The 13,553-nt window shown below is 73.1% G+C and carries 13 protein-coding genes, 1 tRNA gene and 1 pseudogene; 10 read left to right on the top strand and 5 right to left on the bottom strand.

Going from position 1 to position 13,553, the window contains the following annotated elements:
• Nucleotides 1–94: pseudogene (locus ACWD0Y_RS33900) on the bottom strand (ABC transporter ATP-binding protein); the annotation flags it as partial.
• 49 nt (nt 95–143) lie between these two features.
• Here ACWD0Y_RS33900 and ACWD0Y_RS33905 point away from each other — a divergent pair.
• Nucleotides 144–533 (top strand): thiol-disulfide oxidoreductase DCC family protein, encoded by a 390-nt coding sequence (locus ACWD0Y_RS33905; RefSeq protein ID WP_450264107.1) that lies wholly within the window; start codon nt 144–146, stop codon nt 531–533.
• A 52-nt stretch (nt 534–585) separates the two neighbouring features.
• Here the strand turns inward: ACWD0Y_RS33905 and ACWD0Y_RS33910 are convergent, their stop codons facing one another.
• From ACWD0Y_RS33910 to ACWD0Y_RS33920, 3 genes are all read right to left on the bottom strand, one after another.
• Nucleotides 586–1,479 (bottom strand): cellulose-binding protein, encoded by an 894-nt coding sequence (locus tag ACWD0Y_RS33910; RefSeq protein ID WP_450264108.1) that lies wholly within the window; start codon nt 1,477–1,479, stop codon nt 586–588.
• Nucleotides 1,480–1,759: 280 nt separating this feature from the next.
• On the bottom strand, nt 1,760–4,366 hold the full coding sequence (locus ACWD0Y_RS33915) for an SUKH-4 family immunity protein (RefSeq protein ID WP_450264109.1): 2,607 nt from the start codon (nt 4,364–4,366) through the stop codon (nt 1,760–1,762).
• Nucleotides 4,367–4,373: 7 nt separating this feature from the next.
• Nucleotides 4,374–5,351, bottom strand: coding sequence for an SMI1/KNR4 family protein (locus tag ACWD0Y_RS33920; RefSeq protein WP_450264110.1), 978 nt, complete (start codon nt 5,349–5,351; stop codon nt 4,374–4,376).
• A gap of 239 nt (nt 5,352–5,590) precedes the next feature.
• Between ACWD0Y_RS33920 and ACWD0Y_RS33925 the strand changes: the two genes are divergently transcribed.
• Together ACWD0Y_RS33925 and ACWD0Y_RS33930 are read left to right on the top strand one after the other, a co-directional pair.
• Nucleotides 5,591–6,181, top strand: coding sequence for a YwqJ-related putative deaminase (locus ACWD0Y_RS33925; RefSeq protein ID WP_450264111.1), 591 nt, complete (start codon nt 5,591–5,593; stop codon nt 6,179–6,181).
• Between the two features lie 10 nt (nt 6,182–6,191).
• Complete coding sequence (locus tag ACWD0Y_RS33930) at nt 6,192–6,728, top strand: SUKH-3 domain-containing protein (protein WP_450264112.1); 537 nt, start codon at nt 6,192–6,194, stop codon at nt 6,726–6,728.
• Between the two features lie 289 nt (nt 6,729–7,017).
• On the opposite strand, the gene ACWD0Y_RS33935 is transcribed toward ACWD0Y_RS33930, so the two are convergent.
• Nucleotides 7,018–8,340: a sensor histidine kinase gene (locus tag ACWD0Y_RS33935; RefSeq protein ID WP_450264113.1), complete on the bottom strand. Its 1,323-nt coding sequence runs from the start codon at nt 8,338–8,340 to the stop codon at nt 7,018–7,020.
• Between the two features lie 317 nt (nt 8,341–8,657).
• Here ACWD0Y_RS33935 and ACWD0Y_RS33940 point away from each other — a divergent pair.
• The 7 genes from ACWD0Y_RS33940 to ACWD0Y_RS33970 form a co-directional block, all read left to right on the top strand.
• Nucleotides 8,658–8,729: transfer RNA gene (locus ACWD0Y_RS33940), tRNA-Gln, on the top strand.
• Nucleotides 8,730–8,838: 109 nt separating this feature from the next.
• Nucleotides 8,839–10,287 (top strand): bifunctional UDP-N-acetylglucosamine diphosphorylase/glucosamine-1-phosphate N-acetyltransferase GlmU, encoded by a 1,449-nt coding sequence (gene glmU, locus ACWD0Y_RS33945; protein WP_450264114.1) that lies wholly within the window; start codon nt 8,839–8,841, stop codon nt 10,285–10,287.
• 121 nt (nt 10,288–10,408) lie between these two features.
• Nucleotides 10,409–11,386 carry a ribose-phosphate diphosphokinase gene (locus ACWD0Y_RS33950; RefSeq protein WP_450264115.1) on the top strand — a complete coding sequence of 326 codons (978 nt, stop codon included), beginning with the start codon at nt 10,409–10,411 and terminating at the stop codon, nt 11,384–11,386.
• Between the two features lie 194 nt (nt 11,387–11,580).
• Nucleotides 11,581–12,162 (top strand): 50S ribosomal protein L25/general stress protein Ctc, encoded by a 582-nt coding sequence (locus ACWD0Y_RS33955; protein ID WP_450264116.1) that lies wholly within the window; start codon nt 11,581–11,583, stop codon nt 12,160–12,162.
• A gap of 99 nt (nt 12,163–12,261) precedes the next feature.
• Nucleotides 12,262–12,852, top strand: coding sequence for an aminoacyl-tRNA hydrolase (gene pth / locus ACWD0Y_RS33960; RefSeq protein ID WP_450264117.1), 591 nt, complete (start codon nt 12,262–12,264; stop codon nt 12,850–12,852).
• A gap of 68 nt (nt 12,853–12,920) precedes the next feature.
• Nucleotides 12,921–13,388: a hypothetical protein gene (locus ACWD0Y_RS33965; RefSeq protein WP_450264118.1), complete on the top strand. Its 468-nt coding sequence runs from the start codon at nt 12,921–12,923 to the stop codon at nt 13,386–13,388.
• A 13-nt stretch (nt 13,389–13,401) separates the two neighbouring features.
• Nucleotides 13,402–13,553, top strand: a 152-nt coding sequence (locus tag ACWD0Y_RS33970; RefSeq protein ID WP_450264119.1) for a YhjD/YihY/BrkB family envelope integrity protein, incomplete at its 3' end; no start/stop codon positions are given.

Genomic DNA, 13,553 nt, shown 5'->3' on the forward strand with positions numbered 1-13,553 from the left:
TCCCGTCCGGCGCGATGGACGACTGCGGCAGCAGCCCGAGGGTCCTGGCCACCTTCTTCGCGGGCATGGAGCCGATGGCGTTCCCGTCCAGCAGCCCCGGAGGCAGCCCTCCCGCAGTCCGCCGGGCACGGCACCATGGAGCCATGCGGACCGAACCTGTACTCGTCTACGACGGCGACTGCGCCTTCTGCACCGCCTCGGTGAGCTTCGCCGAGCGCCTCCTGCGGCCCCGCTGCGAGATCACCCCGTGGCAGTTCGCGGATCTGGACTCCCTCGGCGTCACCCGGCAGCGGGCCGCGTACGAAGTGCTGTGGGTCACGCCCGCCGGGGCGGTGCACGGCGGCGCGCAGGGCGTCGCCAAGCTGCTGCTGAACGCCGGCCGGGGGTGGGCCGTGCTGGGGGCGCTGCTCACGCTGCCGCCCCTGCGGTGGCTCGCCCACGGCGCGTACCGGCTCGTCGCGAACAACCGCGAGCGGATGCCGGGCTCCACACCGGCCTGCGCACTGCCGGCAGGCCGCCGCCCGGCCGCCTGAGAAACGGGACGCCGCCCGGCCGCCTGAGACGCGGGACGGCGGCCCGCCGCTCTCAGCCCTCCGCCGCGGCGCGACCGGTCAGGGCGGCCAGGCTGGTGCGTACGTGGGCCATGTGGGCCTGCACCTCTTCCCGGGCGTCGTCGTGCTCGCGCAGGATGCGCTCCGTCTCGCGTACGACGCGCTCCTCCCGCACCCGCGCCTCGACGAGCAGTTCGGCGGCGCGTGCCTCCGCGTCCTCCTGGCCGTGGCGGGCGGCCTCCTGCGCCTCGGCGAAGACCCGCTTCGCGTCCGCGAGGCCGCTCTCGGCGCGGGCCGTCCGTTCGGCCTCGCGGGCGGCCAGCTCCGCCTCGCGTCCGGTGTGTTCGCGCTCGGCCTTCTCCCAGCGCTCCGCGTGCTCCTTCTCCTGGTCGGCGAGCAGGCCGGCCGTGTGCTGCCGCATCTCCCTCAGCGCCGCGACGGCCTCGCTCCGCCACTCCTTCACGTCCCGGCGGGCATCGGCCCTGACCTCCTCGGCGGCGCACTGGGCACCGACGAGGATCTCCTGGGCGCGGGCCTCGGCGTCCGCCAGCACCGTATCCGCGTACGCACGGGCCGCGTCGCGGACGGCGGCGACCTCCCCCGCGACCGCGTCGTGCATCTCCTGGGCCCGGTCGTGGGCCGCGGCCGCCAGTTCCGCGGCCTCCTCCTCGACCACCGCGAGGAGGTGCTGGGCGCGCCTGCCGAGAGCCTCGTACGTCTGGGGAGCGAGCCCGTCCGCCTGCTCGCGCATCCGCGCCGCCTCGGCCTCCATCTCCTTGGTGAGGACGGTGAGGCACGCGGCACGCTCCCACGCGGCGTCGCGGTCCTGGGAGAGTCCGGCCGCGTACCGCTCCACCTGTTCCGGACGGTAGCCGCGGCCCCGTACGGCGACGAAGCCGTGAGGTGACGGTGAAACCGATGCGCTCATCCTTGATGCCTCTCTCCGACACACAACGCGATCCGGCGCAATCCTGACGGATGGGGTTGACAGCGCAAAACACGACACTCCGCCCGACCGTTCCGCTCAAGGATGCGCCCGTCGGCACCAGAAGCCGGAATCGGAATGTCCGCGCGCAGCGCGCCGAGGAGATTTCCGGCCGCCGCCCCGTCCCGGGCGGGGGGTCCGTCGTACGGGGAACGACCGGGGCGCCCGGCCCTTCGCAGGCCGGGCGCCCCGGTACGCCCTCAGGAACTCCGCCGGAGAGCCGTCAGAGCAGGCCGTCCCACATCTGCTCCAGCAGCACCGACCACCAGCTCTCCGGCGACGCCAGCGCCACCGGGTCCAGCGCCGCCAGCTGCGCCTGGAAGTCGACCGTCCAGCGGCCCGCCTGCTCGGGCGTGAGTCCGAACCGCAGCCGCCACATGTGGCCGAGCAGCGCCAGCGAGCGCGCGAACTCCGGCAGCCCGGTGTTCACGAACTGCGGCGGCGCGGGGTGACCGCCCGGGCCCGCCTCCACCGGTACGGCCACGATGTTCGCCGTGCCGTACTGGACGCAGAGGGCCCGGCCGAAGTCGCTGCCCATGACGAGGTACGAGCCCGCGTCCGCGGCCGGCTGCACCCCGCGCTGCGCGGCGAGCTCCGCGAGCGTGGGCACCGGCTGGCCCGGCACCGCCTGCGCCCAGAAGAACGGCCCGAAATCGACCGGCAGGCCCGCCACCACGAGCGTGTGCGCCACGATGTCCGGCACGCCCTGGCGCGACACCGCCGCCCGGTCGAAGCGGAAGACGCCCTGCGGCCCGAAGGCACCCATCAGCTCGTGCGCGACACCCTCGGGCGGAATCGGCGGCGCCTGCATCAGCTGACCCGGCGGCGGCAGCGGCGCCCGCACCGGCGCGGGACGCGCCGGGCCGTCCGCGACCTGGTGCAACTCGCCCTGGTGGGTGAGGAGGTGCCGCATGCCCTGCTGACGTCCTGCGTGGTCCTTCCCGTACGGCGCCACGCTCGTGATCCGCACCTGGGGCCAGGTCTCGCGGATCATGCGGGCGCAGTAACCGCCGGGCAGCTCGCACGACTCCAGCTCCGTGTGCAGCTCCAGCACCTGCTGCGGCGGCACGTTCATGGCGCGCAGCTCGTGCAGGATCTGCCACTCCGGGTGCGGGGTACCGGGCGCGGAGCGGCGGATGAGCTGCTGCTCGCTGCCGTCCTGGGCGCGGTAGCGCAGTACGGCCTGGTAGCCGGGGCCGACCGTCGGCAGCCCGGCCGGCCGGGGCTGCGGATAGCCGTAGGCCGGGGGCTGCGGCTGCGCGGGCTGCGGCATCGGCATGGGCCGCTGCGGCGCGGCGCCCTGCGGCATCCCGGGCGGACCGGGAGGCCCCGGAGGCTGCGGCGCACCCGGCGGTCCCGGCCGGCCGGGGCCGGGGCCGGCCAGCATGGTCTCCGCGTGGTGCACATCGCCGCCGGGCGGGCCGGGGGGCTGCGGGGCGCCGGGCATGCCGCCGCCCTGGCTCGGATGGGCGAGCATCGTCGCCGCATGGTGCACGCCCCCGCCGGACGGCGGCGCGGGCGGAGCGGGAGGACCAGGAGGGCTGGGCGGACCGGGCGGGCCGGGCGGGCCCGGAGGCTGCGGGGCGCCGGGCATGCCGCCGCCCTGGCTCGGGTGGGCGAGCATCGTCGCCGCATGGTGAACACCGCCACCGGACGGCGGCGTGGGCGGGCCGGGCGGAGCCGACGGACCGGGAGGGCCGGAAGGCTGCGGACCGTCGGGGCCGAGCGCCGAAACGAGCTGCGTCGGTACGTACCCGCCCGCCGGGTCACCGGGCCCGTCGGGTGCCGACGGCGGAGCCGGGGGCGCCGAGGGCGGGGCCGGGGGCGCCGAGGGCGGGGCCGGGGGCGCCGACGGCAGAACCGCACCGGGCGCACCCGGCGGCTGTACGGGAGCCCTGCTGGTCGCGGCGTCGGCGATCTCCTCGGCGCCGGGCGCGAGTCCGGCGGGGCGCGCGGGCGCCCCCGGCGGCTGCGGAACCTCACCGGGGACGGCGGGAGCCACCGTGGTCGAGGGCAACTGGCTGCCGCCCGACATCAGCGCCGTCCTGGCCTCCGGCGCCACACCGGGCGGCGGGAAGTCGTCCTCGTCGGAACCGGAGAGCGGCGGCGCGAAAACCGTGGCCGGCAATGGAACTGACGCGTCGTCGGAACCGATGGCCGGAGTGGTGTCGGTCCCGGACCAGGGGGTCGCCCCGGCGGGCACCGCGGGCGCCGCGGGCGCCGCGGGCACTCCGTCGGAAGCGGTGGGCTCGTAGTCCGCCCGCTCCGCACCGGCACTGGGCCAGGAGACCTCTCCGGTCCCCCGCCCGGCCTGCGAAGCGTTCCCGTCCGCACCGGCAGAACCCGCACCGGCCTCCGGGGGCAGAGCCGCGCCCGGAGAACCCGCCCCGCCCGCCACGGACGAACCCGGCGGTGAACCGGCGGACGAACCCGGCGCGGCACCGTCCGGGGCACCCAGACCGTCCGCCGCTTCCTGGAGCCACTCCGGCGGCGTCAGCAGGAACGACGTCTGCTCCAGGTCCACCCGCTGCGCCGGAACCGGCCCCGCGTCCGCCGCCGGTGACGCCTCCGGCGCCCCGTACTCCTCCTCGTACCGGCGGATCACCTCTCCCACCGGCAGCCCGGGCCACAGCGTGGCCTCACCGCTGTCCCGGGCGATGACCAGGCGCTGCCGCCCGCCGTCCGACGTGGGGCCGTTCTCACGGTCCTCCGCCCACACCACGAAACCGAGTTCGAATTCCCGCACCCGCACCTCACGGTGCGACGGCGCCGGCACGTCCCCGTTGACCCACTCTTCCGCGCGCTCCTGCGCCTGCGCGAAGGTCACCATCGGGCCGTCACCCCTCCACCGGGACAGCGCGCGCGAAGCCGCCGTCCACCATCAGGTTCGCCACGGTCTCCAGCTCCGGCGGACTGCCCGCCAGCCGCTGCAGAAAGGCGTCGAAGTCTTCACCACAGGGCAGCAGGAGCCGCTCCACGCGCTCGTGCACCGTCAGCCCGTCGCGGTCGCGCGCGTCGTCGTACGCGACGAACCACACCGACCCCACGCCCTCGCCCCTGACCTTCACGGCCAGCAGACCGCCCTGGACGAAGGCGACACCCAGGTAGTCCTTGGTCATGTGGTCGCGCAGGCACTTGTTGACGTACACCAGGTCGTTCACCGCGGCCTCGTCCCGCACCGTGAAGAACGGCTGGTCGACCAGCAGCCCCAGCTCGGCGTCGAGCGCCGTACCCACCGGCGCGCAGCCGCCCGCCGCCTTCAGGAAGGACCGGTAGGCGCCCGGAAGCCGGTAGCCGAGGTCCTCCTCGACACCCAGGATCTGCTGCTCACTCACCGACACGGAACCCTTCGGCAGCCCGAAGTGGGCCGGCCGCGTCTCCTGCAGCGGACGCGTGCCGCGCTTGCCCTGGTCGACGGCGGCCGTCGCGAGCCCGCCGTGATGCCGCAGCAGCGCCTTCACCTCGACCGGTACGAGCTCCATGCGCCGGGTGCCCGCCACGTGGTGCCAGGTCCAGCCGTGCGGGGTGGCGACCGCCGGAATGGTGTCCCACAGCGCGTGCCCGTCGGCGGCCAGCGCCGCATTGGCGGACACGTAGTCCGTGAGCCGCAGTTCGTCGACGCCGAAGCCCTCCGGGGGCTCGGCGATCTCCGCGACGGCACGCGCGTACGGCGAGAAAACCGGGAAGCCGTCCTCGTCAACCCGTACACCCTGGGGGTGACGAGAGGCCCGGACCGGGTCCGGGAAATGCACGACCTGCCCGGCGTAGGCCGCGTTCGGTGGCGCGGCTTGCTGCCCGAGCCGACCTGTCGTCATGGCGGTTGCCCCCTGCTGCTGCTGGCTGGTTCGCCACAGCCTATGCGGTGGGACAACAGGGGGCCCTGCCCCTCGCCTTGCGTAACGAACCGTCACGCCCAGGTCACCACCCGGCGACACACGTACACGATTCGCCGACCCAGCTTCCACACCACCGGACACATTTGGCAGGCTGTCCCAGCAACGCGGGGGCGTGCACACCAGCGGCTACCGCCGCGGGCACGGAGGGGAGCACCACCATGCACACGGCACAGACAGCCGCTACGACGACACCGACAGGCACGACCACGACCACGACGGCGACCACCGCGACCACCGCGCCTCCGGCGACCACGACGGCCGGGGACCCGCGCCTGAGCTGGAGCAGCAACGAGCCCACCCGCGCGCCCGTCCTCGGCCACCGCCGCGACGGCATCCTGCCGACGGTCGCCGCCGCGCTCTCCGTGCGCGGCGCCGACACCCTCACGTGCACCGCCGGCCGGGGCGACCGGCCGCCCCCGCTGCACCCGCTCGTCCAGGACTTCCTCGACACCCTCACCAGCGGCCAGCGAGAACGCTTCACCGGCCGCTGCCCGGAGGCGATCCTGCTCTCCCGGCACATCACCGCCGTGGAAGGCTCACGCTCCAAGCGCGCTTCCCGCAAACCCCTCACCACCGGCGAAGCCCGCCGCTCGCTCAAGCACGCCAAGCTCACCGCACGCCGCATCCGCGAGGACGGCGACCCGCTGCACGGCAGCTACGCCCCGCCGTGCCGCTCCTGTACGCCGATGCTCGCCCATTTCGGCGTACGCCCCGTAGACCCCACCGCGTCCCCTACCGAGAAGGGCTGACCCGCAACCGATGCCGGGCCCCACTCCCCACCCCGCCGCCGCCCGCCCCAACACCGGCACCACCCGCTTCCCGGTGGCCGTGGACGCCGCCCTGCGCGCAGCAGGCTGGCAGCCGGGACGCTGGGACATGCGGCAGGCGGAGTACTGGGCCGACACCCTGCGCGCCCACACCTCACCGGCGGGCCACCGGCACAGCGTCTTCCCCGCCGCCGTCGAAGCCTGGGCCGAGTTCGGCGGCCTGCACGTCGCCGCGCCGGGATCCGGCCGGCAGATCGCGCCGACACCGGTGCGTTTCGACCCGCTGAGCGGCCTCCACCACGCCCGCACCCTCGCCGACCTCGGCCGCGCGCTCGGCACGGAGGTCTGTCCGCTCGGCACGGAGCTCAGCAGCGACGGGGACACCGGCCAGGCGGTGCTCGCGATCGACGCGCAGGGCCGCGTCTACAGCCTCGACCACACCGGCGACTGGTACCTGGGGCCCGACCTCGACCAGGCCCTGGGCACCCTGGTGACCGGCACCCAGCCGAGCCGGCTGGCCCCGGCGTAGGGGCCGCGCCGGGGCGGTACGGCGTCCCGTGGTGTGCGAGGGCTTCGGGGTCGGTGCCGTGCCGGGGCGTCTCCTCGGGCGCCGAACGTTCGGGCACCGGGATCCGCTGCGGGGTGGCTGCGTTCGACGCCCTGCGGGGAGCGCCCCGACACCTCCCCTCCCGCCACCGTGACACGCGACACGGGGCCAAGGAGTGCGTCGGGGAAAGCCCGCGCGGTACCGGTTCCGGCACGCATCCGGGCGCCGCGGCCCGGCGCGGAGCCGGCGGCCGGGCGAGACCCGCGGCCTGTTACGCCCCGCGCGGGCCGGCCGGCAGCACCGCCGACACCCGGAAGCCCCCCGCGTCCGTCGGCCCCGACACGAACACGCCCCCCAGCGCCGTCACCCGCTCCCGCATCCCCACCAGCCCGTTGCCGCCGCTCGGCAGCCCCGCGTCGGCCGTACCGCCGTCCGACGGGCCGTTCTCCACCTGCATGGCGATCTCCGACCGGCGGTACGCGAGCCGCACCCACGTCTTCGCCCCCGCCGCGTGCTTGTGCACGTTCGTCAGGGCCTCCTGCACCACGCGGTACGCCGTCTGCTCCACCAGCGCCCCGCACCCGACCGGCTCGCCCTCCGACGAGAACTCCACCACCATCCCGGCCTGCCGCGACTGCCCCACCAGCGCCTCCAGATCGGCCAGGCACGGTCCGTCCTCCGCCTCCGCGGCGGCGACCGCGGCGGCGGCCGCCGCGACCGACGCCAGCGGAACCCCCGACGCCACCGGCCTCGCCTGCTCCCCCGAACGCAGCACCCCGAGCATCTCCCGCAGCTCGGTCAGCGCCTGCCGCCCCATGTCACCGACCAGCGCCGCGTTCTTGACCGCCTTCGCCGGGTCCTTCAGCGCCACCGCCTGAAGCGCCGCCGCGTGCACCACCATCAGGCTCACCCGGTGCGCGACCACGTCGTGCATCTCACGCGCGATCCGGGTCCGCTCCTCGGTACGCGCCCACTCCGCCCGCTCCTCCGCCCGGTCGGCCAGCAGCGACAGCTCCCGCTCCAGCGAATCCGCGCGCTCCCGCAGGCTCTCCATCAGACGCCGCCGGGCCCCTATATAGAGCCCGTACAGCACCGGCGGCCCGGTCAGCCCCAGCGACAGGAACAACGAGGCCAGCGGCACGTACCAGGGCCCGGGATCGAAATCCCCGTCCGCCGCGTTCGCCACGTCCTGCTGGGTCCGTACGAACGTCACGATCAGCGTGCCGGCCAGCGACATCCCCGCCAGCACCGTGATGATCCGGCGCGGCACCTCCGACGCCGCCAGCGTGTACAGCGACACGATGCCCATCAGGAACGCCATCTCGGCCGGCGTCACGGCGATCGCCACCAGCACCACCGCGATCGGCCACCGCCGCCGCACCAGCAGCACGGACCCCGCGACCAGCCCGAACCCCACCCCCAGCGGAACCGGCAGTCCCGCACTCCCCGCGAACCTCACGCCCTCCAACGCACATTCGAGCGCCGAAACCAGCGCCAGCCCCACATCCAGGACGGCACTGCGCCGTCTGTCCCACCACCAGTAGCGCCGGGCGGTCATACCCGGGGCGTCCTGATCTGCCCCCGTTACGGTCATGCCATCCACCCTACGGGCGGCCGCCACCCAATATCCGGAGACCTGGCGAGCGCGGGAGACGGCCGCACACGCGCGAAACGCGTGGTGTCCACACGAACCGCTGAATCGACCGGGCTTTCGACCCGTGGGTCCGCATACCGAACAAAACCGCCCCCACGACAGAAGTGCCCGGCGCGTACGCCGACTTCGGAAGACCCCGCGAGCGGGCCGCCGCGAAGAGCGCCGGCCTCCGCCGTCGCACAGAGGGCGCCTGGTACGGCATAGTGTTGGGTGCCGATTCAGCGGCCCGGCTAAATGTCCGGTCCGTAGGGCCATATTCCCCTGTGGTGTAATTGGCAGCACTGAGGCTTTTGGTGCCTTATGTCCGGGTTCGAGTCCTGGCAGGGGAGCACTTCGGTTCGGGTCCTGACCACACTGGTCAGGACCCGCGCGCGTTTCAGCTCCGAGGCCCCCCGGTATCCTGCGGGTGTCCACCACCCGAAGCCGAAGGGCATCACTGTGAGCGCCTCCCGCCCTGCCGCCGTCGTCGTCCTCGCAGCGGGTGAAGGCACCCGCATGAAGTCGGCCACTCCGAAGGTCCTGCACGAGATCAGCGGGCGCTCGCTCGTCGGCCATGTCGTCGCCGCCTCCCGGGAGCTCGGCCCCGAGAACCTCGTCGTCGTCGTCGGCCACGCCCGCGAGCAGGTCGCGGCACACCTCGGTGAGATCGACGCCGAGGTCGTGACCGCCGTCCAGGAGCAGCAGAAGGGCACCGGGCACGCGGTGCGCATGGGCCTGGAGCGGCTCGGCGGCGGGATCGACGGGACCGTGGTCGTCGTCTGCGGCGACACCCCGCTGCTGACCGGCGACACGCTGGCCGGTCTCGCGCGCACGCACGCCGCCGACGGCAACGCCTGCACCGTGCTGACCGCCGAGGTCCCCGACTCCACGGGGTACGGGCGGATCGTCCGGGACGACGTCAGCGGCGCCGTCACCGCGATCGTCGAGCACAAGGACGCCACCGAGGCGCAGCGGGCGATCAGCGAGATCAACTCCGGGGTGTTCGCCTTCGACGGCCGGCTGCTCGCGGACGCGCTGGGCAAGGTCCGCACCGACAACAGCCAGGGCGAGGAGTACCTGACCGACGTCCTCGGGATCCTTCGCGAGGCCGGCCACCGGGTGGGCGCTGCGGTCGCCGCCGACCACCGGGAGATCCTGGGCATCAACAACCGTGTGCAGCTGGCCCAGGCGCGCGGTCTGCTGAACGCCCGGCTGCTGGAGCGCGCGATGCTCGGCGGTGTGACGGTCGTCGATCCCGCGTCGACGTTCATCGACGTGACGGTGACATTCGGCCAGGACGCGATCGTGCATCCGGGTACGCAGTTGCTCGGCGCGTCCCACCTCGGCGAGGGCTGCGAGGTGGGTCCGAACTCCCGCCTGACGGACACGGTCGTCGGCGCGGGCGCCCGGGTGGACAACACGGTGGCGGAGCGCGCGGAGGTCGGCGAGGGGGCGAGCGTGGGCCCGTACGCCTACCTGCGGCCCGGCACCCGGCTCGGCGCGAAGTCCAAGGCCGGTGCGTACGTGGAGATGAAGAACGCCGTCATCGGCGAGGGCACGAAGGTGCCGCACCTGTCGTACGTCGGTGACGCGACCATCGGCGAGTACACGAACATCGGCGCCGCGAGCGTCTTCGTGAACTACGACGGCGAGGCCAAGCACCACACCACGATCGGTTCGCACTGCCGGACGGGCTCGGACAACATGTTTGTGGCTCCTGTCACGGTCGGGGACGGCGCGTACACCGCGGCGGGCTCCGTCATCACCAAGGATGTGCCGCCCGGCTCCCTCGCTGTCGCCCGCGGCCAGCAGCGGAATATCGAGGGCTGGGTGGCTCGCAAGCGTCCGGGAAGCGCCGCCGCGCAGGCGGCTCAGTCGGCGGCCGTGACGGCCGACGGCGAAAGCTGACCGGAAACAGGTGCGTCTTTCACGGCGTACCGTGATAGGTGCACACAATTCGGCTGGCTCGCATGCGATTCAAAGGCGTGTGGGCGCAGCAGCAATGATTCACGTCCGAGGAGACAGTGCTGTGACCGGGATCAAGACGACCGGCGAGAAGAAGCTGATGCTCTTCTCCGGCCGCGCCCACCCCGAGCTGGCCGAGGAGGTCGCGCACCAGTTGGGTGTCGACCTCGTGCCGACGAAGGCTTTCGACTTCGCCAATGGTGAAATCTACGTCCGCTACCAGCAGTCGGCGCGTGGCGCCGACTGCTTCCTGATCCAGAGCCACACGGCTCCGATCAACAAGTGGATCATGGAACAGCTGATCATGCTGGATGCGCTGAAGCGGGCTTCCGCGCGGAGCATCACCGTGGTCGTGCCGTCCTACGGCTACGCCCGTCAGGACAAGAAGCACCGCGGCCGCGAGCCGATCTCGGCCCGTCTGATCGCCGACCTGATGAAGACGGCGGGTGCGGACCGCATCGTCACGGTCGATCTGCACACCGACCAGATCCAGGGCTTCTTCGACGGCCCGGTCGACCACCTGTTCGCGCTGCCGGTCCTCGCGGACTACGTGGGCGCGAAGGTCGACCGTTCGAAGCTGACGATCGTGTCGCCCGACGCCGGCCGGGTGCGGGTCGCCGACCGCTGGTGCGACCGCCTGGACGCGCCGCTGGCGATCGTCCACAAGCGCCGCGACAAGGACGTCGCCAACCAGGTGACGGTCCACGAGGTCGTGGGTGACGTCGAGGGCCGCATCTGCGTCCTGGTCGACGACATGATCGACACGGGTGGCACGATCTGCGCCGCCGCTGACGCGCTCTTCGAGAACGGCGCGGAGGACGTCATCGTGACGGCCACGCACGGCATCCTGTCGGGTCCCGCGGCCGACCGCCTGAAGAACTCCAAGGTGAGCGAGTTCGTGTTCACGGACACGCTGCCGACGCCGGGCGAACTGGAGCTCGACAAGATCACGGTGCTCTCGATCGCGCCGACGATCGCGCGCGCGGTGCGCGAGGTCTTCGAGGACGGTTCGGTCACGAGCCTCTTCGAGGAGCAGGCGTGACCGTCCGGCCGCGAGGCTGATCCGAAGATCGATTTCTGGTGCGGCCTCCCCGCCGGGTAGACTCCCCGAGTTGCTCGGCGAGGGAGGCCGTACTCATGCGGTACGGCGGATCCGTTATCGACGCGCTCTTCGTAGCAGGCCGTTTCGTGGCCGGGTGACCCTTCCGTTTTTCGTCATCCGCGAGGAGTGCAGCCATGGCCGAGATCAAGCTCGCCGCTGAAGTACGTACCGAGTTCGGCAAGGGTGCTGCCCGTCAGACCCGCCGTGCCAACAAGGTTCCCGGCGTCATCTACGGCCACGGCGCCGACCCGGTCCACGTCACCCTGCCGGGCCACGAGCTCATGATGGCGCTCAAGACCAGCAACGCGCTGCTGCGCCTCGACGTCGACGGCAAGTCCGAGCTGGTCATCCCCAAGGCCGTCCAGCGTGACGCCATCAAGCGCACCATCACCCACGTCGACCTGCTCGCGGTCAAGCTGGGCGAGAAGGTCACGGTCGAGGTCGCCGTCCACACCGAGGGCGAGCTGGCCCCGGGCGGCAACCTGCTCGAGAACGTGCTGAACACGCTGTCGGTCGAGACCGAGGCCACGCACATCCCCGAGTCCGTCACGGTCTCCATCGCGGGCCTCGAGGCCGGTGCCACGATCCACGCCAAGGACGTTCCGCTGCCCGAGGGCACCACGCTGGCGACCGACCCGGACGCGATCGTCATCCAGGTCCTGGCCCCGCAGGCCGAGGAGGCGCCCGCCGAGGGTGCCGAGGGCGCCGAGGCCTGAGCCTCGCTGTTCGCCGTCCAGCCGCCGTCCCGCGCCTCTGCGCGCGGGACGGCGGCTGGCGTATGAGGGCGCGTGAAGGCGTATGAAGGAGACATGCAGATGACGGACGCAGCTGATCCCTGGCTGATCGTGGGTCTGGGCAATCCGGGTCCCGACTACGCGGCCAACCGGCACAACGTCGGCTTCATGGTCGTCGACCTGCTCGCCGAGCGCATGCGGGCGAAGTTCAAGGCGCACAAGGCCCGGGCCCAGGTCGTCGAGGGCCGTATGGGTGCGCCGGGTCCCGCCGGCCGCCGTGTGGTGCTGGCCAAGCCGCTGTCGTACATGAACCTGTCCGGCGGCCCGGTCACGGCGCTGCGTGACTTCTACAAGGCGCCGACGGCGAACATCGTCGCGATCCACGACGAGCTGGACATCGACTACGGCGCGCTGCGGGTGAAGCTGGGCGGCGGCGACAACGGCCACAACGGCCTCAAGTCGATGACCAAGTCGATGGGTCCGGACTATCACCGGGTGCGCTTCGGCATCGGCCGGCCGCCGGGGCGCATGCAGGTGGCCGACTTCGTGCTGAAGGACTTCTCGTCGACGGAGCGCAAGGAGCTGGGGTACTTCGTGGACCGGGCGGCGGACGCGGTGGAGTGCCTGGTCGCCGAGGGCCTGGAGCGTGCGCAGAGTACGTACAACTCCTGAGGGCGACCCCCGAGGATCAATGGGCAGAGGTTGACCAAGCGTGTCCGCATGGCCAAGGATCGCCCTCCATGGCCTCGAAGCGGATCCAAGCCCTTCTGTACGTCCGACGGGCGGCGATGGCCGGCATCGCCCTGTTGCTGCTCGTCGCCGGCGTCCGTTCCTCCTGGGAGACGGCCCAGCACGTCATGCTGGCCAAGGGGCGCGAGCACGGCACGCTGACCGTCGCCGGCTGCGGCGCCGAGACCTGTACGGGGCCGTACGCCCCCGAGGGACCCGCACCCCGCCACTCCCGCGTGACCATCGACAGGTCGGTCGCGGTGGAGAAGGGCGCGGCCCTCCCGGTCGTCCTGAAGCCCGGCACGTCCGAAGCGGTACGCGCCGGAGCCCCCGGCATCCTCCACGCCTGGACCCCGCTGGGCGGCGCCCTGCTGCTCGCCGGCCTGGTCATCGGCGGCGGCCTGCGGCTGACCCGCGCCGCGTGGGGAGCGGGGGCGGCCGGCGGGGCACTGCTGCTCGCGTCGTTCTTCGCGCTCTGAGCCGTACCCGGGGCTGTTCCCGAGCCGCTCGGCCCCGGTTCCCGGCGGCGCCGCCACCGGCACCTGCCGGTACGCCTCGGCGGGCTTCGCCCTGTACGTGGCGAACTTCGGTTCGTACAACAAGACGTACGGCACCCTCGCCGGAGTGATCATCTTCCTGGTGTG

This window comes from Streptomyces altiplanensis, from assembly GCF_053591575.1.

Coding starts and splice junctions, on each gene's coding strand:
- ACWD0Y_RS33905 (WP_450264107.1), top strand. CDS start 144: ATGCGGACCGAACCTGTACTCGTCTACGACGGCGACTGCGCCTTCTGC.
- ACWD0Y_RS33910 (WP_450264108.1), bottom strand. CDS start 1,479: ATGAGCGCATCGGTTTCACCGTCACCTCACGGCTTCGTCGCCGTACGG.
- ACWD0Y_RS33915 (WP_450264109.1), bottom strand. CDS start 4,366: ATGGTGACCTTCGCGCAGGCGCAGGAGCGCGCGGAAGAGTGGGTCAAC.
- ACWD0Y_RS33920 (WP_450264110.1), bottom strand. CDS start 5,351: ATGACGACAGGTCGGCTCGGGCAGCAAGCCGCGCCACCGAACGCGGCC.
- ACWD0Y_RS33925 (WP_450264111.1), top strand. CDS start 5,591: ATGCACACGGCACAGACAGCCGCTACGACGACACCGACAGGCACGACC.
- ACWD0Y_RS33930 (WP_450264112.1), top strand. CDS start 6,192: ATGCCGGGCCCCACTCCCCACCCCGCCGCCGCCCGCCCCAACACCGGC.
- ACWD0Y_RS33935 (WP_450264113.1), bottom strand. CDS start 8,340: ATGACCGTAACGGGGGCAGATCAGGACGCCCCGGGTATGACCGCCCGG.
- ACWD0Y_RS33955 (WP_450264116.1), top strand. CDS start 11,581: ATGGCCGAGATCAAGCTCGCCGCTGAAGTACGTACCGAGTTCGGCAAG.
- pth (WP_450264117.1), top strand. CDS start 12,262: ATGACGGACGCAGCTGATCCCTGGCTGATCGTGGGTCTGGGCAATCCG.
- ACWD0Y_RS33965 (WP_450264118.1), top strand. CDS start 12,921: ATGGCCTCGAAGCGGATCCAAGCCCTTCTGTACGTCCGACGGGCGGCG.